The 26,555-nt window shown below is 68.2% G+C and carries 21 protein-coding genes, 1 tRNA gene and 1 other RNA gene; 17 read left to right on the forward strand and 6 right to left on the reverse strand.

What is annotated here, in order from left to right:
* Positions 1 to 555 precede the first annotated feature (555 nt).
* Complete coding sequence (locus FM111_RS01360) at positions 556 to 2,835, forward strand: AAA family ATPase (RefSeq protein WP_179204982.1); 2,280 nt, start codon at positions 556 to 558, stop codon at positions 2,833 to 2,835.
* Between the two features lie 251 nt (positions 2,836 to 3,086).
* Here the strand turns inward: FM111_RS01360 and FM111_RS01365 are convergent.
* Positions 3,087 to 3,162, reverse strand: a tRNA-Ile gene (locus FM111_RS01365).
* A gap of 189 nt (positions 3,163 to 3,351) precedes the next feature.
* Between FM111_RS01365 and FM111_RS01370 the strand changes: the two genes are divergently transcribed.
* The 16 genes from FM111_RS01370 to FM111_RS01445 all read left to right on the forward strand — a co-directional run bounded on the left by FM111_RS01370 (position 3,352) and on the right by FM111_RS01445 (position 20,692).
* Positions 3,352 to 4,110, forward strand: coding sequence for an SIMPL domain-containing protein (locus tag FM111_RS01370; RefSeq protein WP_087138945.1), 759 nt, complete (start codon positions 3,352 to 3,354; stop codon positions 4,108 to 4,110).
* A gap of 151 nt (positions 4,111 to 4,261) precedes the next feature.
* The gene (sppA, locus tag FM111_RS01375) at positions 4,262 to 6,061 is read left to right on the forward strand and encodes a signal peptide peptidase SppA (RefSeq protein ID WP_087138946.1); all 1,800 of its coding nucleotides are present in this window, start codon (positions 4,262 to 4,264) and stop codon (positions 6,059 to 6,061) included.
* A 121-nt stretch (positions 6,062 to 6,182) separates the two neighbouring features.
* Positions 6,183 to 6,506: a hypothetical protein gene (locus FM111_RS01380; protein WP_087138947.1), complete on the forward strand. Its 324-nt coding sequence runs from the start codon at positions 6,183 to 6,185 to the stop codon at positions 6,504 to 6,506.
* A 25-nt stretch (positions 6,507 to 6,531) separates the two neighbouring features.
* Positions 6,532 to 7,293: an N-acetylmuramoyl-L-alanine amidase gene (locus tag FM111_RS01385; RefSeq protein WP_087138948.1), complete on the forward strand. Its 762-nt coding sequence runs from the start codon at positions 6,532 to 6,534 to the stop codon at positions 7,291 to 7,293.
* An 83-nt stretch (positions 7,294 to 7,376) separates the two neighbouring features.
* Positions 7,377 to 7,755, forward strand: an RNA gene (gene rnpB / locus FM111_RS01390) — RNase P RNA component class A.
* Positions 7,756 to 8,094: 339 nt separating this feature from the next.
* Entirely contained in the window at positions 8,095 to 8,571 is a 477-nt protein-coding gene (locus FM111_RS01395; protein ID WP_087138949.1) for a division/cell wall cluster transcriptional repressor MraZ, read from the forward strand.
* Positions 8,568 to 9,530, forward strand: coding sequence for a 16S rRNA (cytosine(1402)-N(4))-methyltransferase RsmH (gene rsmH, locus FM111_RS01400; protein ID WP_087138950.1), 963 nt, complete (start codon positions 8,568 to 8,570; stop codon positions 9,528 to 9,530). The genes FM111_RS01395 and rsmH overlap by 4 nt, the downstream gene beginning before the upstream one ends.
* Positions 9,527 to 9,913: a cell division protein FtsL gene (gene ftsL, locus FM111_RS01405; RefSeq protein ID WP_087138951.1), complete on the forward strand. Its 387-nt coding sequence runs from the start codon at positions 9,527 to 9,529 to the stop codon at positions 9,911 to 9,913. Before rsmH ends, ftsL begins: the two co-directional genes overlap by 4 nt.
* Positions 9,910 to 11,688, forward strand: a complete 1,779-nt coding sequence (locus FM111_RS01410) for a peptidoglycan D,D-transpeptidase FtsI family protein (protein ID WP_087138952.1) — start codon at positions 9,910 to 9,912, stop codon at positions 11,686 to 11,688. Before ftsL ends, FM111_RS01410 begins: the two co-directional genes overlap by 4 nt.
* On the forward strand, positions 11,685 to 13,142 hold the full coding sequence (locus FM111_RS01415; protein ID WP_087138953.1) for a UDP-N-acetylmuramoyl-L-alanyl-D-glutamate--2,6-diaminopimelate ligase: 1,458 nt from the start codon (positions 11,685 to 11,687) through the stop codon (positions 13,140 to 13,142). Before FM111_RS01410 ends, FM111_RS01415 begins: the two co-directional genes overlap by 4 nt.
* Positions 13,135 to 14,589 carry a UDP-N-acetylmuramoyl-tripeptide--D-alanyl-D-alanine ligase gene (locus FM111_RS01420; RefSeq protein WP_087138954.1) on the forward strand — a complete coding sequence of 485 codons (1,455 nt, stop codon included), beginning with the start codon at positions 13,135 to 13,137 and terminating at the stop codon, positions 14,587 to 14,589. The genes FM111_RS01415 and FM111_RS01420 overlap by 8 nt, the downstream gene beginning before the upstream one ends.
* A 12-nt stretch (positions 14,590 to 14,601) precedes the next feature.
* A complete protein-coding gene (mraY, locus tag FM111_RS01425; RefSeq protein ID WP_087138955.1) occupies positions 14,602 to 15,711 on the forward strand; it encodes a phospho-N-acetylmuramoyl-pentapeptide-transferase in 1,110 nt (369 codons plus the stop codon).
* 4 nt (positions 15,712 to 15,715) lie between these two features.
* Positions 15,716 to 17,113: a UDP-N-acetylmuramoyl-L-alanine--D-glutamate ligase gene (murD, locus tag FM111_RS01430; RefSeq protein ID WP_087138956.1), complete on the forward strand. Its 1,398-nt coding sequence runs from the start codon at positions 15,716 to 15,718 to the stop codon at positions 17,111 to 17,113.
* Complete coding sequence (gene ftsW, locus FM111_RS01435) at positions 17,110 to 18,291, forward strand: putative lipid II flippase FtsW (RefSeq protein WP_087138957.1); 1,182 nt, start codon at positions 17,110 to 17,112, stop codon at positions 18,289 to 18,291. Before murD ends, ftsW begins: the two co-directional genes overlap by 4 nt.
* 13 nt (positions 18,292 to 18,304) lie before the next feature.
* Positions 18,305 to 19,390, forward strand: coding sequence for an undecaprenyldiphospho-muramoylpentapeptide beta-N-acetylglucosaminyltransferase (gene murG, locus FM111_RS01440; protein WP_087138958.1), 1,086 nt, complete (start codon positions 18,305 to 18,307; stop codon positions 19,388 to 19,390).
* Positions 19,391 to 19,561: 171 nt separating this feature from the next.
* A complete protein-coding gene (locus tag FM111_RS01445) occupies positions 19,562 to 20,692 on the forward strand; it encodes a mechanosensitive ion channel family protein (RefSeq protein ID WP_087138959.1) in 1,131 nt (376 codons plus the stop codon).
* A 1-nt stretch (position 20,693) separates the two neighbouring features.
* Here FM111_RS01445 and FM111_RS01450 read toward each other — a convergent pair whose 3' ends face one another.
* The 5 genes from FM111_RS01450 to FM111_RS01465 all read right to left on the reverse strand — a co-directional run bounded on the left by FM111_RS01450 (position 20,694) and on the right by FM111_RS01465 (position 26,492).
* Positions 20,694 to 21,821 carry a DUF2336 domain-containing protein gene (locus FM111_RS01450; protein ID WP_087138960.1) on the reverse strand — a complete coding sequence of 376 codons (1,128 nt, stop codon included), beginning with the start codon at positions 21,819 to 21,821 and terminating at the stop codon, positions 20,694 to 20,696.
* Entirely contained in the window at positions 21,818 to 21,949 is a 132-nt protein-coding gene (locus tag FM111_RS16480) for a hypothetical protein (RefSeq protein WP_256968043.1), read from the reverse strand. The genes FM111_RS01450 and FM111_RS16480 overlap by 4 nt, the downstream gene beginning before the upstream one ends.
* A complete protein-coding gene (locus tag FM111_RS01455; protein WP_087138961.1) occupies positions 21,934 to 23,184 on the reverse strand; it encodes a hypothetical protein in 1,251 nt (416 codons plus the stop codon). The genes FM111_RS16480 and FM111_RS01455 overlap by 16 nt, the downstream gene beginning before the upstream one ends.
* 65 nt (positions 23,185 to 23,249) lie before the next feature.
* Complete coding sequence (locus tag FM111_RS01460) at positions 23,250 to 24,278, reverse strand: ABC transporter substrate-binding protein (protein ID WP_256968044.1); 1,029 nt, start codon at positions 24,276 to 24,278, stop codon at positions 23,250 to 23,252.
* Positions 24,279 to 24,947: 669 nt separating this feature from the next.
* Positions 24,948 to 26,492, reverse strand: coding sequence for a S10 family peptidase (locus FM111_RS01465; protein ID WP_087138962.1), 1,545 nt, complete (start codon positions 26,490 to 26,492; stop codon positions 24,948 to 24,950).
* Positions 26,493 to 26,555: the final 63 nt, after the last annotated feature.

The following is a 26,555-nucleotide window of genomic DNA, read 5'->3' on the forward strand; positions in this document are numbered from 1 at the left end:
TGGCCCTGGAGTATCAGGTGATCCCGATCAGAGGGGGCTGGCGCACCGGTAGAAGGCGATCTGACTGGCTGATCTACTTTGCGGGAGATCCGTAAATCGATGGGCGTGACACCGGCGAAGCTGGCAAAATCTGACAGCATGACTCTACATCGCGTCGGAAAGACCGAGCTTGATGGGTGCAGCTGGGTCCGCGCATCACGACTACGTCAGTTCGCTTCACATAGAGTTGGTCTGGGATTGGAGTTCCTGATCGGCCAATGGTGCTGGTGCAGAGAAAGCGGCGGAGGTGGGGCGCTTTCATCACGCTTGACGGTCCGGCGCTGATCGCTTCGACCAAGGCTTGTCAGCAGTCCGCTTGGCGCCAGAACTGGACAGTCGCATCCCGTGAAAAAGTGGACATCAAACTCACTGCGGCTGAGCTTCGCATCTGGCGGGTTAGTTCCACTGCGGGCGGAACAAAGCTTTTCGACAATTTAGGCCGGTGCTAGCTTGGCGGTGAGGGGAACGCCGATGCCGCCAATTATAAGAAAGATCGTGGTGAGGAACGTGGGGGTCTTGAAGGCCTTTGACACGCCCGCCTCTCCGCGCCTGTCGAAACTTACGACCATTTACGCTCGCAATGGGCGAGGAAAGACGACGCTCTCCACGATCCTACGATCTGCGGCCACTGGGGACGCTGCGCCGCTTCAGGGCAGGCGAACACTTGGCTCTGGTAAGGATGATCCGCAGGTTTCGTTGGTTATGGACAACGGGACAATCCAGTTCAAGGGCGGACGGTGGGCGGTAAAAAACTCACCGATTGAAGTGTTCGACGCTGCTTTCATCGCCGACAATCTTTACGCCGGTGAAGCGATCGATCTCGAACACGATCGTGGCCTGTTCACCATCATTCTTGGCGAGGCTGGTGTGAAGCTTGCCAAACATCAAGAGTATTTCAACAGCGTCGCCAGGCGAGCGGCAGCCGCTTTGAAAGATGCGGATACGGCGCTCAGGGATGATGTTCCGAGCGACCAGAGCAGAGAAGAGTTTTTTGCGTCCTCGCCGACACCGGCGCTCGATGCGCAGGTCGCGCAAGCAGCGATGGATCTCAAAGCGATCCAGCAATCTGATCGTCTTGCGCGACTGCAGAAGCTTGAGGCGGTCGATGTCCCTTCATTAGTCGATCCCACTGAGCTGCTTGCTCGGACGATCGCTGACATCGAGTCGTCAGCGCGTGAGCGGTTGGCCGCCCACTTTTCCAAGTTCCGCCTGGGTAAGCAGGGCGAGGCGTGGATACGCTTCGGCGTGGAGCACATCCACGATGACGAATGTCCCTTCTGCGGCAAGGAGGGCGTCGATGAGCGTGGCCTCACGACAGTTTACGGCCAGATTTTTGGTGAGGCCTATCAGGCGCATTTCGAAGCGATAAAGGCCGGCGCAGACACGTTGGATCGCACTGTTGGCGCGGATGCCCGCGCGGCCCTGGCGACCAAGGTCACGGCGAATGCCGAGGCTATCAGGGGCTGGTCCGAGTTCTGCGATCTCTCGTCAGTCGTTGTCCCTGACACCGAGAGCTCGCTAACCGCTCTTGATGCTGCGCATAGATCACTCAAGGCTTTGTTCGATCTCAAGCGTCAAACGCCCCTCGTCGCGGTTGAGGATGCCCCGGGCATTGGGGACACTCAATCTCAAATCGACGCGGCTGAGCAAAGCCTGCGCAGCTACAACGACGCGATCTCCCAGATAAGTAAGCTGATCGACGGGCGGAGGGCGGGTACGACACAGACCGAAGCGCAGGCGAAACTCCGTCTGGAAAATCTGAACAAGCGGAAGCGCCGAGTAGATGCCGGCGTTCAAAAGAGGATCGACGCATCGCTGAAGGCGAAGCGGCAGGATGCGCGGGCTAAAAAGGTGCGGACAGAGGTTCAAGCGCGGCTCAAAGCCGCGAGCGAAACGTCTGCTACGCACTATCATGCTCAAGTGAACGACTATCTCCAGAAGTTCGGAGCGACGTTCCGGATCTCGAAAATCTCGAACAGCATGGCGGGGAATGTTGGCTCGGTTGCCTACGGGCTCGTCGTTCGTGGACACCCGGTTGAGCGTGGTCGCCGAGCGGCCGGCGCGGATGAGGCTAGCTTCAAAAACACTCTATCGACCGGAGATAAGACGACCCTCGCCTTCGCGTTTTTCCTCGCAGGGTTGGATCGACAAACGAGTCTTGCAGACAAGGTCGTCGTTTTCGATGACCCGTTGAGCAGCCATGACACGCACCGTCAGGGCAAAACGATCGACATTCTCGACGGTCTTTGCCCTCGTACCACTCAGCTTATCGTTCTGTCTCACGACCAGCACTTTCTGAGGAAGGTGAGCAAGCGGTGTTCAACGATCGACCAGACCAGCTACGAGATCGTCTATGACGGCGCGGAGAACTGGTCGAAGGCAGTGGTCGCGGATCTCGATCAACTCTGTCAGAGTGATCATACCCGCCAGTTAAATCAGCTTAACGCGTACTACCTTCGTCGCGAGGGCGAACCGTCGAACGTGTCTCCAGCGGTGCGGAAAGTTCTTGAGACCCATTACCGCCGATCGTTCAGTGCGTACTTCAAACCATCCGATAATCTCGGCCCTATCATCACAGCCATCAAGACTTCAGGCGCAAACCATCCCTGCTGGGGCGACCTCAAAGATCTCGAGAGCTGCAATGCTGGCACGATGGGTGAGCATCATGGGGACAACCCCGACATTATGTCGAGCGAGCCGATCGACCCGGACGGTCTCCACGCCATCGTTGAAACCTGCCTGCAGCTAGTGAACGTTATCCGCCTCGTGCCCAAAGCCGAGCAGCTAGCCAGCTAAGCGGCCTTGTGATCAAGGAACCGACACATTGGACTTTCCCTGTCCCGCCCAGCTTGGCTGCGTGAGCCGATGTGGCGTTCCTGGAAGGCTTTCCGCAATCAGGTTAGTAATCTGGTGCGGTAAGCGGGCGCTGCCCACGTCTGAGTTGAGTCAAAGTCCGGCACTTCAAGGCGAGCGTGATTGGGGGTAATCTGCGCTTGAGCCACCCTTAACTGGTTTTGAGCCAGTTCTAAGTGGTTTCGACACACGGTTGGTAGGCCCGGAGGGACTCGAACCCCCAACCAGACCGTTATGAGCGGTCGGCTCTAACCATTGAGCTACGGGCCCCCGAAGCACAGCAAGCGGTGCCTAGCAGGCGAGGCGGCGGCTGCAAAGCCGCCTTGGACCTGTCACGCTTTTCACCCTGATGAACGGAACCTGCACAGGGGTCTTTTGCGTTCGTTCAGTTTGAAACGGCTAAGTTAGGCCGTGGCTGGCGAACACGCCTGCCCGTTCGATTTCGACGGAGACCTCGTAATGACCCGCACCGCACGCGCCCTGATGCTGGGCACGGCCCTGATGACCTTGGCGGCGCCGGCCGTCGCGTCTGCTCAATCCCAGCCCGGCGGCTCTTCCCCGATGCAGGTGCACGCCATGGCTCAACAACCCGCCCTGAACCTGTCGGCCTACGGCGAGGTCAAGGTCGCGCCGGATCAGGCGACGATCAACTTCGGCGTGGTGACCGAGGCCCCGACGGCCCAGGAGGCCATGGCCCAGAACGCCCAGCAGATGACCCGCGTGGTCGCCGCCCTGCGCCGCGCCGGGATCGCCGAGCGCGACATCCAGACCTCGGGGCTGAACCTGTCGGCCCAATATGACTATCAGCAGAACGAACCGCCCAAGCTGCGCGGCTATCAGGCCTCGAACCGCGTAACGGTGACGATCCAGGATCTGACGAAGGTCGGCACGACCGCCGACGCCGTGGTCGCGGCGGGCGTCAACCAGATCGACGGCATCAGCTTCGGTCTGAAGGACCCGAAGGCGGCCGAAGATCAGGCCCGCGTGCTGGCCGTGCGCGCCCTGCAGGACAAGGCGCGGCTGTACGCCCAGACCCTGGGCGTCGACCTGGGGCCGGTGCGCTCCCTGACCGAGGGCGGCGGCTATGCGCCCGAGGTGCGCCCGCAGGCTATGTACGCCCGCGTCGCCATGGACGCCGGCGGCGCCTCGACCCCGGTTTCCGCAGGCGAACTGACGGTCCGCATCGATATCAGCGGAACCTACGACATCGGGCGCTGATCGCGACCTTGCCGTGAAGGAGAAGGGCTCGCCGGCGACGGCGGGCCCTTTTTCATGGGTTTATTACCGTCCGTTCATTTGACGCGCCGGGCGCGGCCTCTATCCTCACGCTTGGCCGCCTCTGGCCGCGATCCTGGACGTCCGCCTTTCCATGAAGCAGTTCTTCCTCACCATGCTGGGCGTTTTCGCCGGGCTTGTGGCCTTCTTCGTCGTACTGCCGGTGGTGGCGCTGATCTTCTTCGCCATGGCGGCCGGGGCCTCCAAGCCGACGGCGCCCGCCCAGACGGTGCTGGAGCTGGATCTGCGCAGCGGCCTGACGGACCAAACGCCGGTCAATCCTTTCGCGGCCTTCAGCGGCCCCAGCCTGTCGGTGGTTCAGGTCGTGGACGTCCTGGCCCAGGCGGCGGCGGACGACAACGTCAAGGTTCTGCTGGTGCGCGCGCCGGAAGCCGGCATGACGCCCGCCTCGGCCGATGAAGTGCGCCAGGCGATCGCCCGCTTCCGCGCCTCGGGCAAGACGGTGATCGCGCACAGCCAAGGCTTCATGCCGGTGGGCGCGGTGATGTCCAGCTATATGGTCGCCTCCAGCGCTGATCAGCTGTGGCTGCAGAACACCGCCGGATTCCAGGCGGTGGGCCTGGCGGCGGACAGCGTGTTCCTGGGCCGCGCCTTCGAGAAGTACGGCGTCAAGGCCGACTTCGAGCAGCGCTACGAGTACAAGAACGCCGTCAACGAATATACGCAGAGCGACTTCACCGCTCCGCACCGCGAGGCCATGCTGGCCTGGATGGGCTCCATCTACGACAGCGCGGTCGCCAGCATCGCCCGCGACCGCAAGACTACGCCCGAGGCCCTGAAGGCCATTGTCGAGGCCGGTCCCTATACGGCCGATCAGGCCCTGTCGCTGAAGTTGGTCGACAAGATCGGCCAGGTCGAGGAAGCCGAGGCCGCCGCCAAGACCAAGGCCGGCAAGAACGCCAAGATCGTGAAATTCGGCGAATACGCCTCGCTGAAGGGCGCGCGCACGACCTCGGGTTCGGGTTCGGCCAAGTCGGCCATCGCCATCGTCGGCGGCGAGGGCGCGATCATGACCGGCCGCGGCGCCAACGACTCGCCCTTCGGCGGCGGGACCAGCATCCGCTCGGACGACACGGCCAAGGCCATCTATGAGGCCATCGAGGACAAGGACGTGAAGGCCATCGTCTTCCGCGTCTCTTCGCCGGGCGGTTCTCCGGAAGCGTCTGAACAGGTGCTGGCCGCCGTGCGTGCGGCCAAGGCGGCGGGCAAGCCGGTGGTGGTGTCGATGGGCGCCTATGCGGCGTCCGGCGGTTACTGGATCAGTTCGGAAGCCGACTGGATCGTGGCTCAGCCCTCGACCCTGACCGGCTCGATCGGCGTGTTCGGCGGCAAGTTCGTGCTGGCTGATGCGCTGGGACGTTTCGGCGTCGACATGCGCGGCCTGTCGGTCGGCGGCGACTACGCCGACGCCTTCTCGCCGACGCAGAGCTTCGACCAGGGCCAGCGCGCGGCCTTCGCCGCCTCGATGGACCGCATCTACGAAGAGTTCGTCGCCCGTGTGGCCAAGGGCCGCAAGCTGCCGGTCGAGCGCGTGCGCGAGATCGCCAAGGGGCGCGTCTGGACCGGCGCTCAGGCGCACGGCCTGGGTCTGGTCGATCAGCTGGGCGGTCTGGAAGAGGCCGTCGCCAAGGCGCGCCAGCTGGCCAAGATCCCGTCGTCCGAGACCGTCCGGTTCAAGCGCTTCCCGCAACCGCAGACCCCGTGGGAGGCGCTGGCGACGGCTTTCGGCGCCTCGGGCCAGGCCGCTGAAGCCATGGTCAAGGTCGGCCAGGTGATGGGCGATCCCGCCGCCCAGGCCATGCTGAACCGCGTCGAGACCGACCGGATGCGCAGCCGCGGCTCTGTGGTCCTGGCGGATCAGCCGGCCTTCTGAGGCTTCGCCGGGACAACAAATGTGACTGGTGCGTGATGTCGCAGTGCATTGACCGTTCAGGTCGATGGACCGACATTGCGCCTGAGGCGTTCATCAGGACGCTGAGAGAGGCTTTGAGTTCATGATCAACTCCGACCCGATGGGCCAGCTGGGTTTCAATGCGCGCCGTCGGCCCGGTTCCGGCCTGCTGGCGCCCTTCGTCTGGGTCGCGGGCCTGATCGCCACCGCCCTGGCCGTAACGGTCGGCGCCCTGCTGGCCGTCTTCACCGCCGCCGCCGTGGCCATGATCGCCCTGGTGGCCGGGGTGCTGGTCTTCTTCGCCGGTTTCGCCCTGCGCGCCCGTCGCGCCATGACGGCGCGTCGTCGTCGCGACGACGGCGTCATTGACGCCAAGAAGGTGGGCGACACCTGGGTGACCTACGGCTGGGAAAAGGACGGGCGTTGATCGCCCGCCTCATGAACCTCTGGCCATGACCGTCTATCCGGACGCGCCCTCTCCGAACTTCGACGCCCGGCGCGGCCCGCCGGACATGCTGGTGCTGCACTACACCGGCATGGAGACGGCCGAGGCGGCGATCGCCCGCCTGCGCGACCCGGAGGCCAAGGTCTCGGCCCACTATGTCGTCGATGAGGACGGCTCCGTTCTGCGGCTGGTGCGGGAAGAGCGCCGGGCCTGGCACGCCGGGCGCGGCGCCTGGCAGGGCGAGACCGACGTCAACGCCGCCTCCATCGGCATCGAGATCGTCAACCCGGGCCATGAGTTCGGCTATCGTCTCTTCACCGAGCCGCAGATCGAGGCGGTGATCGCCCTGATCAGCGACATCCGCACCCGCTGGTCCATTCCCGACGCCCGCATCATCGGCCACTCCGACATGGCGCCCGAGCGCAAGCAGGACCCCGGCGAGCTCTTCCCGTGGAAGCGTCTGGCCGAGGCCGGGCACGGCCTGTGGTTCGACCCGGCGCCCGAGCGTATCGGCGCTCTGGGCGCGCCTCTGTCGCCGGGCGACGAGGGGCTGGGCGTCATCGTCCTGCGCTCGGGCCTGCACCGGCTGGGCTATGGGGCGCAGCCGGGCGGGGCCTATGACGACGAGACCCGCCTGACGGTCGAGGCTTTCCAGCGCCACTGGCGGCCCGATCGCGTCGACGGCGTCGCCGACGGCGAGACGCGCGCGCGGCTGGTCGGTTTGCTGCAACTGGCCTCGGTCGAGAGCGTGACGGGCGTGCTGGATTAGAAAAGCCATGACCCTCTCCCATCGGGAGAGGGGGAGCGTCAGTTGGATTGACCTTCCGCCCATTCGCGCGCATCTAGCGCTCGCCAGACGGCCGGGCGGTCGCGGCGGGGGCTTGCTCCTGTCGAGGAAAGTCCGGGCTCCACGGTGAAAAGGCGGCGGGTAACGCCCGCCCGGGGTGACCCGAGGGATAGCGCCACAGAAAGCAAACCGCCTGGGCTTCGGCTCAGGGAAGGGTGAAAGGGTGGGGTAAGAGCCCACCGCGTCGGCGGCAACGTCGACGGCATGGCAAGCCCCGCCTGGAGCAAGACCAAATAGGGACGTCGCGCGGGGCTCGCTCCGCAGGGCTCACCGCCCCAGGCGTCCGGGTAGGTCGCGAGAGCCGTCCAGCAATGGGCGGCCCAGAGGAATGATCGTCGCCGCTTTTGGGCGGAACAGAACCCGGCTTACAGGCCGTCTGGTGTTTATTTTTAGAGGCCCCAACGCGCTTCGTGCTGCTTGAGGGTTTTGAGGCGGGCCCTCTCCCATCGGGAGGGGGCGTCCTCGTTAACCATTCCGTTGAAATCAAGGCGTTAGAACCCGTCCACAGGCTGTGAATACTCATTTTGTTCTGTGTATGTTCTGATTTTACAGTCCTTGAGGCGCTGATCGAACCGCAAATTAGGTTAAAGGGCGTCAACTAATCCCATTGAGGCCCATTCTGTCCCATGCTATCCCAGTGGCTCATGAGTAGGGGCTACGGCCCGACGCGTGGGTTTTTCATCGGATTTCAGGGGCGGGCCGCAGGGTTCGATAGGGCAGGGCGTGTTTCTCTCGACCTACGAGAAGCAGCTGGACGGCAAGCGCCGTCTCCTGATCCCCCAGGAATTCCGCACGGCTGAAAACGGCGCCGAGCACGGCGTCTTCTGCTTTCCCTCCATCGAAGCCGATTGCCTGGAAGCGGGCGGCGACAAGCTGTTCGCCGAATATCGCGCGGTGATCGAAAGCCTGCCGTTCGGCGACCCCTACCGCTCGGCGCTGGAGGCCTCGATCTTCGGCGAACAGAAGCCGCTGGCCTATGACTCGGGCGGGCGCATCACCCTGCCGGAACATCTGTGCGCCGAGGTCGACCTGTCCGACACGGTCGTCATCTACGGCGTCGGCGAGCGCTTCCAGATCTGGAACAAGGACAAGTGGGCCGCGCACCGCGCCGAGCAGCGCCGCATGGCGCGCGAGGGCCTGAAGCAGTTCGGCGAGATGCGCCGTCAGGCCGCTGCGGCGAAGACGGGAGGGGCGGCATGACCTCTCCGCACGCGCCCGTCCTGCTAGCCGAGGTGATCGAGGCGCTGGCGCCCAAGGCGGGCAATGTGATCATCGACGCCACCTTCGGCGCGGGCGGCTATACGCGCGCCATTCTGGAGCACGGAGCCGAGGTTGTGGCGCTGGATCGCGATCCGACGGTGCAGCCGTTCGCCGAGACCGTGGCGCGCGACTTCCCCGATCGCTTCCAACTGATCCGCACGCCTTTCTCCGGTCTGGTCGAGGCGTTCGAGGAGAGCGGCAAGGCGAAGCTGGACGGCGCCGTCTTCGACATCGGCGTCTCGTCCATGCAACTGGATCAGGCCGAGCGCGGCTTCTCCTTCATGCGCGACGGGCCGCTGGACATGCGGATGAGCGATGAGGGCGTCACCGCCGCTGACATCGTCAACACCTGGGATCACGGGCCGCTGGCCCATATCTTCAAGCTGTATGGCGATGAGCGTCAGTCGGGCCGGGTCGCGACCGCCATCCTGCGCCGCCGTGTCGAGCAGCCGTTCAGCCGCACCCTCGATCTGGCCGAGGTGGTGGAGAAGGCTCTGGGCGGGCGTCGCGGCGCCGCCATCCATCCGGCCACCCGCGTGTTTCAGGCCCTGCGCATCGCCGTCAACGACGAGCTGGGCGAGCTGGAACGCGGGCTGGAGGCGGCGGAGGCGACGCTGGCTCCCGGCGGTCGGCTGGTCGTCGTCACCTTCCATTCGCTGGAAGACCGCATCGTCAAAGCCTTCATGACCGAGCGCACCGGCAATGCGCCGGGCGGTTCGCGCCATGCGCCGGTCGCGGTCGAGATGCGCAAGCCCAGCTTCGACCTGATGTTCAAGGGCGCGCGCGAGGCGGGCGAGGCCGAACTGGCCGCCAACCCCCGCGCCCGCTCGGCCAAGCTGCGCGCAGGCGTTCGCACCAGCGCCCCGGCCTGGGGCGCGGTGAAGGGGAGGGGCGCATGATGACTGTGCCTGAGCCCATCAAGCGCCTGTTCGAGTGGAAGGTGCGCGGCGTGCGCTGCGTCGAGATCATCGGCGTGGCCTGCGTGCTGGCGCTGGTCTTCTCGGTCTATATCGCCAAGGCGGCCGCCGCCCGCGAAAGCGCCGAGATCAGCAGCCTGGAGCGCGATATCCGTGAGAACCGCGAGCGGGTCCGCCTGCTGCGCGCTGAGGTCACGCGGCTGGAGCAGCCCGCGCGGCTGGAGGCCCTGTCGCGCGAGATCGGCCTGGGTCCGGTCGATGTGAAGAAGCAGGCGGGCGAGGCGGCTTTGCCCGCGATTGCGCCGCCGCCGGTTGAGAAACCCGTCGCTGCCCCTGCTGCTCCCGCCGCGGAGGCCGTGCAATGAGCGTGCATGACCATCACGGCATGGGCTATCGCGGCCGCCCGCAGGCGACCTTCGGCGGCGCGGTCTCGGCTTGGGGGCGGTGGGTCGCCTCCCTGGTGTGGAACCTGGAGCATTCGTTCGAGCGCGCCCGCGCCGACGCCCGCCCGGAAGAAGACACCCGCGTCCGCATCTTCCTGATCATGGCGGCCTTCTGCGTCGTCTTCGCCTGCCTGGCCCTGGGCGCCGCGCACGCCGCCCTGCTGACGCCGCGCGGCGGAGCCGGGGCGGGCTTCCATCCCGGCGCCCTGACGCGCGCCGATCTGGTGGATCGCAACGGTCAGCTGCTGGCGACCAACATCACCCACTACGGCCTCTACATCGACCCGCGCGAGGTCTGGGACATTCCGGCCGCCAAGGCCCAGCTGCGCCGCGCCCTGCCGCGCATTTCCGCCGCGCGTCTGGATCGGGTGCTGAGCGGCGAGCGTCGTCTGATCGCCCTGAACGGCCTGACGCCGGCCGAGCGCCGGGCGGTCCACGCCCTGGCTCTGGGCGGAGTGACGTTCGAGCCGGAAGACCGCCGCGTCTATCCGCTGGGAAGCTCGGCCGTGCACCTGATCGGTCGTTCGGACACGGGCGGCGAGGGCGTCGCGGGCGCCGAGCTGGCCTTCGACCAGGAAATCCGCGCGGCGGGCGCCGCCAGCGAGGACTTCCCCCTGTCCATCGACCTGCGGGTCCAGGGCGTGGTCGAGAACGAACTGGCCATCGCCGCCGAGGAGCATAAGGCCAAGGGCGCCGTCGCCGTCGTCGCCGACGTGCAGACCGGCGAGATTCTGGCCATGGCCTCGTGGCCGACCTATGACGCAAACCGCCGCAACGCCGCGCCGGAAGAGGCCACGCTGAACCGCGTCGTCTCGGCCCACTATGAGATGGGTTCGGTGTTCAAGAGCTTCACCGTCGCCGCCGGGATCGACACCGGCCGGGCCGACATGAACACCTTGTTCGACGCCTCTCAGGCGCTGCAGATCGGCAAGCGCCGCATCACCGACTTCCACGCCACCAACAAGGTGCTGACGCTGGAGGAGGTTTATCTGCACTCGTCCAACATCGGCACCTCGCGCCTGGCGGTCGAGATGGGCGGCGATGTGATGCGCGACTATTTCCGCCGTCTGGGCCTGCTGGACGCCGCTCCGATCGAGCTGAAGGAATCGGCCGCCCCGCCCAAGGTCAGGAAATGGGACGACAGCACCCTGGCGTCGCTGTCCTTCGGCTACGGCATCATGGTCACGCCGATCCAGTATGTGTCGGCCTATGGCGCGCTGGTGAACGGCGGACGCTATGTGCCGCCGACGCTGCGCAAGGGCGGTCGTCCGAACGCCCAGACGCATCAGGTCATTTCGCCGGAAACCTCGGCCAACATGATCGATCTGATGCGCCGCAACGTCACGCGCGGTTCGGGCCGATTCGCCGATGCGCCGGGCCTGCGGATGGGCGGCAAGACGGGCTCGGCCAACAAGCTGGTCAACGGCCGCTATAATCCGGCGGTCGCCGTCGGCTCCTTCGCCGGGGTCTTCCCCGCTGACGGGCCGGTGGACGCCAAGCGCTACACTGTCTTCGTCCTGATGGACGAGCCGGGCGTCTATCCGCGCACCGGCGGCTATGTCGCCGCGCCCGCCGTGGGCCGCATCGCCGCCCGCATCGCCGGCTTCCTGGGCGTCGAGCGCAAGGCCGACCGCTGGTCCACCGCGCTGGGCGAAAAGATCCCCGAGTTCCAGGACGTGGAGGGCGACGGCCGATGAGCCAGCTGCGCCTCTCCGAACTGCTGCGCCGCGACGTGGCCTCGGACCCTGAGATCACCGCCGTCACCGCCGACAGCCGTCAGGTCGTGCCCGGCGCCCTGTTCGTCGCCCTGCCGGGGACGCAGGCCGACGGCCGCGCCTTCATTCCGCAGGCCCTCGCGAAAGGGGCCGCCGCCGTGCTGGCGCCGTCCGACACGCCTGCGGGCGCGGCGCCGCTCCTGGTCGGATCGGGCGACGTGCACCGGGCCTACGCCATCGCCGCGCGCGCCTTCTACGGCGCCCAGCCGCGCACCTGCGTCGCGGTGACCGGCACCAACGGCAAGACCTCGGTCGCCAACTTCTGCCGCCAGATCTGGGCGGGGCTCGGCCTGAAGTCGGCCAGCATGGGCACCCTGGGCGTCGTCGGCCAGAAGGGCGACAAGACCTACGCCCTGACCGGCCCCGGCCTGACCAGCCCCGACGCCGCCGAGGCCGCGCGCCTGCTGGCCGAACTGGCCCGCAAGGAGGTCACGCACCTGGCGCTGGAGGCCTCGTCACACGGTATTGACCAGCGGCGTCTGGACGGGGTGGCGATCAAGGCGGCGGGCTTCACCAATCTGACGCAGGACCACCTCGATTATCACGGCACGATGGACGAATACCGCGCCGCCAAGATGCGCCTGTTCGAGGCCCTGCTGCCGCGCGGCCGCACAGCGGTTTTGAACGCGGATTCCGACGCCTATTCGGCCTTCGCCTCGGCCTCGATCATGGCCGGTCTGGGCGTGATGGGCGTGGGCGAGCGCGGGCGCGACCTGACCTTGCTGGCGCGCCGGGCGACGCCGGAAGGCCAGCGCCTGACCCTCGACGTGCGCGGCCGGGTGCACGATATCCTGCTGCCGCTGGCCGGCGCGTTTCAGGCGTCGAATGCTCTGGTGGCGGCGGGCCTGTGCATCGCGGGCGGCGAGGACCCTGACCGCGTGATCCCGGCGCTGGAGCTGATCCAGGGCGCCCAAGGCCGCCTGCAACGCATCCCCGGCGGCGCGCGCGGCGGCGAGGTCTATGTCGACTACGCCCACACCCCCGATGGGCTGGAGACGGTGCTGAACGCGCTTCGTCCGCACGCGACGGGCCGTCTGATCGTCGTCTTCGGCGCGGGCGGCGATCGCGACCGGGCCAAGCGTCCGCTGATGGGCGAGATCGCCGGGCGTCTGGCCGATACAGCCATCGTCACCGACGACAATCCGCGTTCCGAAGACCCCGCCGTCATCCGCGCCCAGGTGCGCGCCGGTTGCCCCGACGCGCTGGAGATCGGCGACCGCCGCGAGGCCATCCGCCACGCCGTCTCCCTGATGCGTGAAGGAGATGTGGTCGTGATCGCCGGAAAAGGGCATGAACAGGGTCAGATCGTCGGCGGGGTCGTGCATCCCTTCGACGACGCCGCCGAAGCGACCGAAGCCCTGAAAGATCATGCCTGACGCACACACGCCGCTCTGGACCGCCGAAGCCATCGCCTCGGCGACCGGAGGACGGCTTCATGGACCCGACGCCCCCCAAGACATTGGCGTCTCGGGCCTGACCTACAACAGCCGCGAGATCGCGCCGGGCGACCTGTTCCTGGCCCTGCACGGCGCGCGCGACGGGCATGAGTTCGCCGAGGCCGCCTTCGCTGCGGGGGCGACGGTGGCGTTGGTCGACCGGCCCGTCGAGGGCGGGCCTTATGTGCTGGTGCCCGATACCCTGAAAGGCTTGGAGGCGTTGGGCGTCGCCGCGCGCGATCGGGCCCGCCTGCGCGGCGCCGTCACCGGCAGCGTCGGCAAGACCAGCGTGACCCAGGCGATCAAGGCGGGCCTCGATCTGGCCGGATCAAGCCACGCTTCGATCAAGAGCTACAACAACCATATCGGCGTGCCGCTGACGCTGGCGCGGATGCCGCAGGGCACCGACCGCGCCGTGTTCGAGATCGGCATGAACCATCCGGGCGAGATCGGGCCGCTGTCGGCCTTTGTGCGTCCGCACGCCGCCTGCGTGACCACGGTCGGGCCGGTGCATATCGAGGCCTTCGCCGACGGCGAGGCGGGCGTGGCGCGCGAGAAGGCCGCCATCTTCGAGGGGCTGGCGCCGGGCGGGATCGCCGTGGTCAACGCCGCCGACGCCCATGCCGACATCGTGCGTCAGGGCGCGGAAAAGGCCGGGGCCGTGGTGCGGACCTTCGGCCATGCGGCGGGTTGCGACGCGCGCCTGCTGGACTTCGTTGCGGACAGCGAGGGCGCGACCGTCACCGCCGAGCTGGACGGACGGCGCATCGAATACCGGCTGGCGCAGTCGGGCGTGCACTGGGGGCTGAACAGCCTGTGCGTCATCCTGATGCTGCAGGCGCTGGACGTGTCGCTGGATACGGCGCTGCAGGCGCTGGCGGGGTTCCAGCCGCTGGCCGGGCGCGGGCAGATGAAGACGGTCGCCGTTCCCGGCGGGACGTTCACCCTGATCGACGAGAGCTACAACGCCAACCCGCTGTCGATGAAGGCGGGCTTCGTCAGCCTGGGCGCCAAGCCGGTGGGGCCGGGCGGTCGCCGCGTCGTGGTGCTGACCGACATGCTGGAGTTGGGCGAGCATAGCCGGGCTCTTCACGAAGGGCTGGCCCCCGCCATCGTCGCCGCTGGTCTGGACGTGGTGCATACGGCCGGGCCGCAGATGCGCCTGCTGCATGAGGCCCTGCCGCCTGCGCTGCGCGGCGAGTGGCGCGAGACCGCCGCCGAGCTGGCGACTGAGGCCGCCCTGCTGGCGCAGCCGGGCGACGTGGTCATGGTCAAGGGCTCGAACGGCTCGAAGGCCTCGCTGGTCGCGGCCGCGCTTGCAAATCTCGGCGTGACCGAACAAGGCAACAACCCCTCAGGCAGCGGCGCGCCGCGCGCGACGCGATAGGGTCCCTCAAGAATGTTCTACCTGCTCTATCTCTATTACGCGGACATCGCCCAGGAATATCCGCTGCTGCACCTGATCCAGTATCAGACGGTGCGCGTGGCCCTGGCCATGGCCACGGCCATGATCGTGGCGGTCGCCATGGGCAGCCGCTTCATCAACTGGATTCGCGCCAAGCAGGGCCGGGGCCAGCCGATCCGCGACGACGGTCCGGTCTCGCACCTGTCCAAGGTCGGCACCCCCACCATGGGCGGTCTGATGATCCTGGCGGGCATCGGCGTGGCCGTGCTGCTGTGGGGCGACCTGACCAACCCCTATATCTGGATCGTCTCGGGCGTGACGGCGGCCTTCGGCGTGCTGGGCTTCATCGACGACTACGCCAAGGTGACGAAGCAGACCTCGGCCGGGCTGACGTCGAAGCAGAAGCTGCTGGCCCAGACGATCGTGGCGGTGATCGCCGGTGTGCTGACCGTGCTGTGGATGACCCAGTCCCCGACCTCGCCGGGGCTTGAGACCTCGATCGCCTTCCCCTTCCTGAAGGCGGTGCTGCTGAACATCGGCTGGTTCTATGTGGCGTTCGCCGCCTTCACCATCATCGGTTTCTCCAACGCGGTGAACCTGACGGACGGGCTGGACGGCCTGGCCATCGTGCCGGTGATGATGGCGGCGGGCGCCTTCGGCATCATCAGCTACCTGGTCGGCAACTTCCTGTTCGCGGATTATCTGCAGGTCCACCACGTGCCGGGCGCGGGCGAGCTGGCCATCTTCTGCGCCGCCATCATCGGCGGGGGCATGGGCTTCCTCTGGTACAACGCCCCGCCGGCCAAGATCTTCATGGGCGACACCGGCTCGCTGGCCCTGGGCGGCGCCCTCGGCTCCATGGCCGTGGCGACCAAGCATGAGCTGGTGCTGGGCATCGTCGGCGGCCTGTTCGTGGTCGAGGCGGCCTCGGTCATGATCCAGGTCGGCTACTTCAAGCTGACCGGCAAGCGCATCTTCCTGATGGCGCCGATCCACCACCATTTCGAGAAGATGGGCTGGCCGGAATCCACCGTCGTCATCCGTTTCTGGATCGTCGCCGCCATGCTGGCGCTGCTCGGTCTGGCCACGCTGAAGCTGCGTTGAGCCGATGATCCCCGTTCCCGGCTTCGAGGGGCGTCGTGTTGCGGTCTTCGGCCTGGGACGGTCGGGGATTACGGCGGCGCGCGCGCTTCAGGCCGGGGGCGCGATCCCCGTGCTGTGGGACGACGGCGTCTCGGGTCGGATGCAGGCCGAGGCCGAGGGCTTCCTGGTCGAAGATCTGACGCGCGCCGAGTGGTCGGGGTTCGCCGCCCTGGTGCTGTCGCCCGGCGCGCCGCTGACCTATCCCAAGCCGCACTGGAGCGTGGAGCGCGCCCATGAGGCGGGCGTGCCGGTCATCGGCGATGTGGAGCTGTTCGCGCGGGCGCTGGCCGCCTTGCCGCAAGGGGAGCGGCCGCGCGTGGTCGCCATCACCGGCACCAACGGCAAGTCGACGACCACGGCCCTGATCGGCTGGGTGCTGAAGCAGGCGGGCTTGAGCGTCCACATCGGCGGCAATATCGGCATCGGCGTGTTAGCGCTGCCCGAGCCGACGGCGGATGCGGTCTATGTGATCGAGGTGTCGTCCTATCAGCTGGATCTGACGACGGGCTTTGCGCCGGACGTGGCGATCCTGACCAATGTGTCGCCGGACCATCTGGACCGCCACGGCGGGATGGAGGGCTATATCGCCGCCAAGCGCCGGATCTTTCAGGCGCAGGGGGCTGAGGCGCTGGCGCTGATCGGCGTGGACGAGGAATGGGGGCGGACGGCTGCGGCGGATCTGCGGGCGCAGGGGCGGCGGGTCGAGGCGGTTCTGAGTCTTCCTTCTCCCCCGAGGGGAGAAGGATATGCGGCGGCGGCTGGCGTGTTGATGGCGGGCGGCGAAGTGTTGGCCGATCTGACCGTCGCTCGCTCTCTACCCGGCCGCCACAACGCCCAGAACGCGGCCTTCGCCTACGCCACGGCACGGGCGTTGGGCGTGTCGCATGAGGCGGCGGTCGAGGGCCTGTTGAGCTTCCCCGGCCTGTCGCACCGGATGGAGGCCGTCGGGCGGCTGGGCTCCGTGCGCTTCATCAACGACTCCAAGGCGACCAACGCCGACGCGGCGCGACAGGCGCTTGCCTCCTACTCCAGCGTCTTCTGGATCGCGGGCGGCAAGGCCAAGGACGGCGGGATCGACAGCTTGCGCGACCTCTTCGCGCGCGTGACCAAGGCCTATCTGATCGGGGAGGCGGCGGACGCCTTCGCCGTGACCCTGGCCGACACCCCGCATATCGTCGCCCATACGATGGAGCGGGCCGTCGAACTGGCCGCCGCCGACGCGGCCGCGGCCGGGGGCGAGCAGGTGGTTCTGCTGTCGCCCGCCTGCGCCAGTTTCGATCAGTTCCCCGATTTCGAGGTCCGGGGCGAGGCGTTTCGCGCCGCCGTCCTGAGCCTGGGCGCACGGCCGGAGCCTGCCGCATGACCCACAACAGCTACAGCCATCCCTTTTCGCGCAATGACCAGAGCCTGATCGCGCGCTGGTTCTGGACGGTGGATCGCGGCCTGCTGGGCGCGGCGCTGACGCTGGTGGCGTTGGGCGTGGCGCTGAGCTTCGCCTCCAGCCCGGCGGCGATCCTGGCCGATGAATCGATCAGCGATCCCTTCCACTATTCGTGGCGGATGATGGTTTTCTCGAGCATGGGGCTGATCGGGATGCTGAGCGCCTCGCTGCTGTCGCCGCGCGGAGTGCGGCGGATCGCGGTGCTGGCGTTGGTCTGCGCCATCGTGGTCATGGCGGCCCTGCCTTTCATCGGCGATACGGTGAAGGGGGCGGCGCGTTGGATCAACCTGGGGCCGTTCAGCCTGCAGCCGTCCGAGTTCGCCAAGCCCGGCCTGATCGTCTTCGCCGCCTGGATGTTCGCCGAGGCCCAGAAGGGCGAGGGCGTGCCCGGCGTCAGCATCGCCTTCGGCCTATGGGCGTTGACGGTGGGCTTGTTGCTGATCCAGCCGGACATCGGCCAGACCCTGCTGATCACCACGACCTTCATGGCCGTCTTCTTCATGGCCGGGGTGCCGCTGAAGTGGGTGGCGGCGCTGGCGGCGGTCGGCGCGGGCGGTGTGGTGTCGCTGTATTTCATGTTCAGCCACATGCGCGACCGCCTGAGCCGCTTCCTGTCGCCCGAGACGACCGACACCCACCAGATCGACCGCGCATCCGAGGCGATCCGCGCCGGGGGCCTGGTCGGGCGCGGCATTGGCGAGGGGGTGATGAAGCGCCACGTCCCCGACCTGCACACCGACTTCATCTATTCCGTCGGGGCCGAGGAGTTCGGCCTGGTGCTGTCGCTGATCATGATCGGGCTTTACGCCTTCATCGTCATTCGCGGGATGCGCAAGGCGATGAAGCTGAACGACTCCTTCGAACAGACGGCGGCGGCGGGCCTGTTCATGCTGATCGGGCTGCAGGCCTGCATCAACATCGCGGTGAACCTGAACCTGATCCCGACCAAGGGGATGACCCTGCCCTTCATCAGCTATGGCGGGTCGTCCATGATGGCCATGGGGCTGACGATGGGCTTTGCTCTGGCCCTGACCCGGCGTCGTCCGGGCGCCTATGAACTGGGGTCGAACGTCAATCCGCGTCGCCGCCTGCTGCCGTAAGAGAGCACCATCCATGACCAAGGTCTGCGTCGTCGCCGCCGGGGGCACCGGCGGCCATATGTTCCCCGCCGAGGCGCTGGCGCGCGAGATGGCGGCGCGCGGCTGGCGCGTGGTGCTGGCTACCGACAAGCGCGGCGAGCAGTACGCCCACGCCTTTCCCGCCGAAGAGCGTCTGGCGCTGGACGCGGCGACGGGGCGCGGCCCCATCGGTCTGCTGAAGGCGGGACTGGCGATCCTGAAGGGCGTCGGCCAGGCCAAGGCCGCGTTCCAGCGCACGGGCGCGGACGTGGTGGTGGGCTTCGGCGGCTATCCGTCGGCGCCGGCCTTGCTGGCGGCGGTGACGACGCGTCGTCCGACCGTCATCCATGAGCAGAACGCCGTACTGGGCCGCACCAACCGCTATCTGGCGCCCAGCGCGGGCGTGATCGCGGCGGCGTTTCCGACGCTGGGCCGGGCGCCGGACAAGGTGAAGGGCCGCGTTCAACTGGTCGGCAATCCGGTGCGGCCGGATATCCGCGCCCTGTTCGATCGGGCCTACGCCGCGCCGGTCGACGGCGGGCCGATCCATGTGCTGGTGACGGGCGGCAGTCAGGGCGCCCGCATCCTGTCCGAGACCACGCCGCGCGCGCTGGCGGCCCTGCCCGAGGCCATCCGCAACCGGCTGAAGGTGCAGCAGCAGTCGCGGCCCGAGACGCTGGAGAGCGCGCGCCAGATCTACCTCGACGCCGGGATCGAGGCCGAGGTCGCCCCCTTCTTCCGCGACATGGCCGACCGGTTGTCGAAGGCGCATCTGGTGATCGGGCGGGCGGGGGCCTCGACCTGTTCGGAGCTGGCGGTGGCGGCCCTGCCGTCGGTGCTGATCCCGCTGAAGATCGCCACCGACGACCACCAGACCCTGAATGCGCGCGCCTTGTCCGACGCAGGGGCGGCGAAGGTGATCGCCGAGGACGATCTGACGGTCGAGAGCCTGACGACGGCGCTGAGCGCGATCCTGTCCGATCCGGCGGGGCTGGCGGTCATGTCGGCGGGCGCGCGGTCCGTGGCGATCCCGGATGCGGCGCAAAGGTTGGCGGACCTGGTGGAGGCTGCGGCCAGATAAGACCCTTCTCCTCTTGGGAGAGAAGGTGGGCGACGAAGCCGCTCGGATGAGGGGGACGCGTCCTTCATTCGCACGGGCTGATGTGGGTGTGCGTTATTTGGCGTCCCCCTCATCCGTCTCGCTGCGCGAGCCACCTTCTCCCCCGGCGGGGAGAAGGGCTATGGTCAAGGCATGCCTCAGTTCGTCACCAATCTGACCAACACCATCTTCGCGCTCTGGCGTCAGTTCCACTGGCTGCCGGAATGGGCGGTGGTGTCGATCATCACCGTCGTTTTCGTCTTCATCGGCTGGGCGGCCAATCAGGTGGTGTTCGCCCTGCTGAAGCTGGCGGTGCGCAATCGCGACGACTTCTGGAAGGGGATGCTGAAGCGCGCCCGGCTGAAGGTGCGGATCGCGGTGATGATCATCGCCCTGGCCCTGGCCGTCACCGTGTCGCCGCTGGACCCGGAGCCGTCGCTGTTCATCCGGCGCAGCCTGCTGTTCGGCTTCATCCTGGTGTGCGGCTGGATGCTGGCGGGCGCGGTGGACATGGGCGCCATCGTCCACCTGAAGAAGTTCAACATGGAGGCGGAGGACAACCTCTACGCCCGCAAGCACGTCACCCAGACGCGCATCCTGCAACGGGTCGCCGCCATCCTGATCGCCCTGATCACCCTGGGGTTGGCGCTGCTGACCATTCCGGGCGTGCGCCAGTGGGGGCTGTCGCTGCTGGCTTCGGCGGGGGTGGTCGGCATCGTCGCCGGTCTGGCGCTGCAGCCCTTCCTGACCAATCTGATCGCGGGCATCCAGATCGCCACCGCCCAGCCGATCCGCCTGGACGACGCCGTCATCGTCGAGGGCGAGTGGGGCCGGGTCGAGGAGATCACCTCGACCTATGTAGTGGTCAAGCTGTGGGACTGGCGGCGCATGGTCCTGCCGCTGACTTACTTCATCCAGAAGCCGTTCCAGAACTGGACGCGCGAGGATTCGCGGCTGATCGGCGTGTCCTTCCTCTATGTCGACTATGAAGCGCCGATCGATCGGCTGAGGATCAAGCTGGAGCAGATCGCCCACGCCTCGCCGCACTGGGACGGCGACGTGGTGGCGCTGCAGGTCACGGATGTCACCGAGCGGACGGCCCAGGTGCGCTGCCTGACCAGCGCGCGCAACGCCTCGGTCGCCTTCGACCTGCGGGCCGAGGTGCGCGAGAAGATGCTGGCCTTCATGCGCGACGAATGCCCCGAGGCCCTGCCGCGCGACCGGATGGATTTCGACCGTGAGCGCCGTCGCCCGGCGCCGCGCCCGACCGGCTACGAAGAATAGGTCAGGCCGCCTGCATGGCCTTGCGCGCGCGCCAGAAGCGCAGGGTGCGCAGGGCCGCCTCGCGCGTCAGTTCGTTGTACATCCCGGCATAGGCGCGGGCCTTGCCCATGGCGTTGTCGTCGGTGTTCAGAAGCACCACGGCGTAGGTCAGGAACAGGGCGCGATCCAGGTCCGCCGCCTTGCAGATCACGGCCAGGGCGTCCAGCTCGCGCCGCTCGATGATCTGGCGGGCGGTGTGGAAGTCGACGTCGGCCAGTTGCGACAGGGCGATCAGGAAGGCCGTCTGGCCGCCCGAGCGCAGGAAGCGGGCCAGCACCTGGGGCGTCAGTTGGTTGGCGGCGCGCAGCTCTTCGACATAGGCCAGGCTCTCGGCGTAGTCGGCCGGCAGGGCGCCGTCCTCGGCGGCGACGCGCGTGCGGCCGGCGGTCAGGGCGCTTTCCAGCAGGGCCGGGTCCATGCGGGCGTTCTGCTCCAGGATGCGCTGGCGCAGGCGAGCCTCGACCGTGAAATACATGTCGTTCAGCAGGTCGGGCGGCAGGCTGGAACGCTCGACCGTGACGGCGTGCAGGGCCGGGTTGGCGCGGGCGCGCTCGACGGCGGTCTCGGAGGCGGCGCGCGACAGGCTGGCGCCTTCGTTGCCGAGCAGCACGCCGAGGGTCTCGTCGTCGCCGCGCTCGACGATGGCGTCGGACACGGCCTCGGACACGGCGGCGCGGCGGCTGACGGCGCGCAGGTGGCCCTGACCGCGCGAGCGCACGACGCCGATCAGATCGGCTTCGGTCAGCACCGGCGAGGCGGTGAGGACGGGGGCGGCGACGGTCTCGGCCTCATCATTGGCCAGGCGGCGGATCAGTTGGTGCGGGGCGTCCGGCGACTGGGCGAACCGTTCGGCCAGTTCGGCGCGCACGGCCGTCTCCATGGCGTCGGTCAGGTCGGACAGGACGGCGCCGTAGAGGGCGGTCTCGGCCTCGGTGCGCTCGACGGCGCCGAAGAAGCAGTCGGTCAGCTCACGCAGCAGGGCGCGACGCTTGGGGCTGGACGCCTCCTGCGCCAGGGCGATCAGGTCGGGCAGGCGCGAGCCGGTCTCGGCCGGCGGAGCGACGGAGGGAGAGGAGGAGCCGTCGCTCATGGCAGCATCGGGTCATCGGCCAGCGGGGCGGCGCGCAGCCGGCCCTGGGCGTCGCGCATCACGGCGGGCGGCTCGGGCGGTTGGGCCAGGTCGTCCGAGGACGGCGTCTCGGTCAGCTCGACCGGCATGGCGTCCAGATAGTTGGGCGCGGGCAGGGGCGTGGCGTCCGGTTGGCGCCCCGCCTGACGGTGGACGGAATAGTAGCGGGCGCTACCCTGCTGAGCCGGGGCGTCGAGACGGGCGGTTGGGGCGTGTTCCGCTGCAACTGGAAGATCGGCGCGTCGCGGCGGGGGGCCATGGGATCGAAGGCCGGGTCGGCAGGAGCCGGAACTGGAGCCGGGGCGGGCGCAGGCGTCGGTTGCGGCGCAGGTTGGACGGGCGGCGGGGCCGAGGGCTGGACCGCGGGCGCTGGCGTGCGCTCAGGAATGCGCTCGGGAACAGGAGCCGGGGCCGGAGCCGGGACTGGAGCGGGCGGTCGGACCGGCTCAGGCGCCGGTTGGGGCGCGGGCGCGACGACGCGCGGGGCGGGCTGGACCGGCGCTGGCTGCCTCGGCGCGGGCTGTTGCGGCATCGGGCGCTGCGGCTCGGGCATCGGCATCGGCGCCGGCTCGGGCAGAGGCGTGCGCTGAACGGGCGGCGCGGGTTGAGGCTGCGGCTGGGGCTGCGCGCGCGTCCAGGGGACGTGGCTGGGCGCCGGAGCGCGCTCCATCGGCTGAGGTTGGCGCTCGGGAACGTAAGGCGCCGGGGCGTAGTCCGACGGCGGCGGCGCGACGGGTTGCGGCGGGGCCGAAAGAGGCTGACGCGTCCAGGGCGCGGGCTGATAGGTCGGCTGATACGGCGCCGGGGGCGTGTACGCGGGCGCGGGCTGCTCGGCCGGGGGCGAGACGTAGGGGCCCCAGGTCGCGTCGGGGTGGCTGGTCACCGGACGGAAGTCGGGGGCGGGCGTCAGGGCGTTGGCCGAAGACGGCGGGGCCGGGATCGGCGACGGCGCGCCCCAGGCCTGGGCGGGCGTCAGTTGGCGGTTGTAGCCCGGCGCTCCGGCGCGCCAGGGATAGCCGCCGTGGGGAATGACGGCCGGGCGGACGACGGTCTGAGCCGCGGGCGTCGCGAAATAGGCCGTGTCCTGCGGCGGGGCGAAACCGTCGGCGGGGGCGGCCGGATAGGCGGGCGCAGCCTGGCTGGACGGATGGATCTGGGCGCGGCCCGGCCAGGACAGCTGGCGTTCGTAGGCGGCGGGCGGATAGGGCGCCTGCGCCTGCGGCGGCGCCCACGGCGCGGCCTGCGCCAAGGCGGCCGTCGAGGCGCCGAGCGCGGGCAGAAGGACGGCTATGGTCGGGATGCGCGGCACCGGCGCCTCGTGCAAGGTGAAGACGTTCAGCCGGGCAGCCTAGGCGGTGCGGCTTAATCCGCGCCTAACGCCGGACAGGCTTAACCGCGCGAGGGCAGATACTGGCTGGTGAAGGCTTCGCGCCAGTCGGGAACGGCGGAATAGGCGTCCTGGGTCTGTTCGGCGAAGGCCTGCCAGCGTTCGGGCGTCATGGCTCCCAGGCCGTAGAGGGCCGCGTCGCCGCCGTCGACCATGGCCTGGGCGCGCAGCGAGGCGCGGGCGGCGTCCAGCACGCGCTGGGGCAGGTCGGGATGGGCGCGGCGGATCAGGGCGTCGCCCTTGGCCCCGTCGCCGTGGACATAGTCGCGCCAGCCCTCGACCGAGGCGGCGATGAAGTCGCGCAGGGCCTGAGCGTTGTCGCGGGCGAAGGCGTTGGGCGCCAGCACCAGGCCGGAATAGGAGGGATAGCCGTCCTCGGCCGGGGTCAGGACCAGGGGCTGGAAGCCGACCTCGCGCGCGATCAGGCTGGGCGCGCCGTCGGTCAGACGGGCGATCAGCACGCTTTCGCGATCCTCGCGGAAGGCCTTCAGATTGTCCTCGGGGGCGCCCGGCTGGGCCTGATCGGGCGTCAGGTCGAAGCGCGCGCGCAGCCAGGTCCAGAAGCCGGTCTGGTCGCCCGGCTCCATCAGGATGCGACGGCCGCGCAGGACCGTCAGATCCTCCAGTTCCTGACCCGGATGAGCCAGCAGGACGACGGGATCCTTCTGCAGGAAGGCGGCCACGGCCTTGATCGGCGCGCGCTCGGCGATCAGCCGCAGGGGCAGGAAGCTGTCGCGGCCGATGGCCAGTTCGACCGCGCTGGCGGCCAGCAGGGCGGGGATGTCGGCGCCCGACGGTCCGGCCAGAATCTCGACGTTGAGGCCGCGCCGCTCATAGGCTCCGGTCGCGACGGCCTGGTAGAAGCCGCCGTGCAGGGCGCCCGTCGGACCGCCCGCCGCCACCCGCAGGCGCACCCGGCCGGACTCGTCGGTCTGGACCGGGGTGCGGCCGCACGCGGACAGGGCGCCCAGGGCGGTCAGGCCGAGGGCGCCGGCCATCAGGCCGCGTCGGTGCAGGCGGGCGCGAGTCATCACGTCTAGGGTGTAGGGGGGCGGGCGGCGCTTGGAAAGGCGGCGAGGCGTCGCCGGGCGGGATTTCGACCCGGAAACCATGCGCCGGAATTGAGCGAGGGGACGTAACCCTTTGAGCCAGACCGTCGCCGGTCGGATCGCGGATCGCGTCCCCTCGCCAAGTCCGGGTTGGACTTGGCCGCTATCGGGTCAGAAGTCGATCTCAGCGTCGGCGGGCGGACCCGGCGTCGTTCGACCTTCATTCCATCGGCCCCTGGTCTTCGGCGTTCCACAAGGCGAACCTCGCGCCGTCCGTCGATCCCTGCCTGGTTCTCCGTGATCCCGGCGCCGAGGCGCTAAAGGACCGGGAGCCTTGGCCCTGCTTCGGTGTTTCCGCGTCCTCCGAGGAGGCTTGGAACCCTGGGTCAGAGAGCCGGACCGGTCCGCTTGATCTCCGGGTCTCCCCGGATTTCCGCGCCGCCGTGTCCCTTCGGCCTGTTGACGTTCCCGCGAAATCCGTTATTGGGCAAGCGCCCAAATCGGAGCGTCTGTGCGGAAAACTCCCGGACCCGGTGGGCAAGTCTGTGGATATTTGTGGGCGGACGAAATTCGCGAAGGCGGATCAGCGCCTTGTGTTGTCCACAGGAAAGCGACCGCCACCCGCTCGCAGGAGCGGATGGCGGCGGATCATCAGCGATTGCGGATGAAGGTGCGGATGTCGGTCGACAGCTTCTTCAGATCGTCGTCGCGCACGTACATCATGTGGCCCGAGTGGTAGTAGTGCCACTCGATGCGGCCGTCGGTCGGGAAGCCCGGACGGTTCAGCGAGTATTCGGCGCCGAAGAAGGGCGTGGCGAAGTCGTAGTAGCCCTGACCCACCCAGACGCGCAGGCCGCTGTTCTCACGCAGGGCGCGGCCGATGTAGGGGGCCACGTTCAGATACTCCGCCCCGCCGCGCCCGGCGGTCGGCAGGTTCCAGTCCCAGTTCCGGGTGCCGCCGATCGAGGAGTAGACCACGTCGGGCGAGTACTTCAGGCCTTCGCGCGCCCAGGCGTTCATGGCGGCGGTATAGGCGCCGTCGATGCCGTAGAAGCTGGGGTCGTTGTCCGGGCGGTCGCCGGCGTTGTCGTAGTCGACGCCGGTGTAGCGCGCGTCCAGACGGCCGATGGTCAGACCGCGATCACGCAGCAGCTCCTTGTAGAAGCGGCCGGGCGACAGGCGCAGGTTGGCGTTGCTCAGATAGGTCTGCGAAATGCCGGTGTAGCGCGACAGTTGCTGCAGGATGGCCGCCCGCTCGTCGGCGGGCAGGGCGTTGCCCTTCAGCAGGGCCGAGGCGTAGGGGCCGATGGCCCAGGCGCGAGCCTCGGCGACGAACTCTTCGACGGTGGCGGGCTTGTTCGGCACCTTGTCGTGGTACCAGGCGGCGGCGGCCATCGAGGGCAGGGTGGTTACGAAGCCCAACTCATTGCCCTGGGCGTCGGCGGCCAGGCTGAAGTCCAGGATCGATGAGATCAGCAGGATGCCGTTGATCGATACGTCGGTATAGCTGCCTTCCAGCTCGTTGATGACCGCCGCCGAACGGGTGGTGCCGTAGCTTTCGCCGCCGATGAACTTGGGCGCGTTCCAGCGGCCGTGCTCGTTCAGCCACAGACGGATGAACTCGGCGATCGACTTGGCGTCCTTGGTCACGCCCCAGTAGTCGGCCGGGTCGGTCTTGCCCAGGGCGCGGCTGAAGCCGGTGCCGATCGGGTCGATGAAGACGATGTCCGTGACGTCCAGCAGGGAGTCGACGTTGTCGATGATGGGGAAGGGCGCGGCGCCGTCGTCGCGGGCGTCCGACGGCACGACCACGCGCTTGGGTCCGAAGGCGCCCATGTGCAGCCACAGGGAGCCCGAGCCGGGGCCGCCGTTCCACAGGAAGGTCACGGGACGGTTCGGGTCCGTCGGACCTTCCTTGATGTAGCTGTAGGAGACCATGGCCGCGAGCGGCTTGCCTTCCTTGTCCTTCAGATAGGTCTCGCCGGCGATGGCGCGGTAGGCGATGCGCTGGCCGCCGAAGACGCCGGTGTGGCGCGTCTCGGACATGACGGGCGGCGGGATGACGGCTTCGGTGCGGTTCGCGGCGGCGACATCGACGCGCGGCGCGCCCTGAGGCCCGCTCTGGCCCCCGCTTTGCGCCATGGCCGGCCCGGCCAGGGCCAGCGCCGAAGCGGCGACGACAAGCAGTTTCTTCATGGATAAACCCCCAGTTTGTCTACGCGGCTCCCCCTCGAGAGCCAGGCGCGCGAACGACGCCGC

It is taken from the genome of Brevundimonas diminuta 3F5N, from assembly GCF_900163625.1.
Classification (GTDB): Bacteria; Pseudomonadota; Alphaproteobacteria; order Caulobacterales; family Caulobacteraceae; genus Brevundimonas; species Brevundimonas diminuta_A.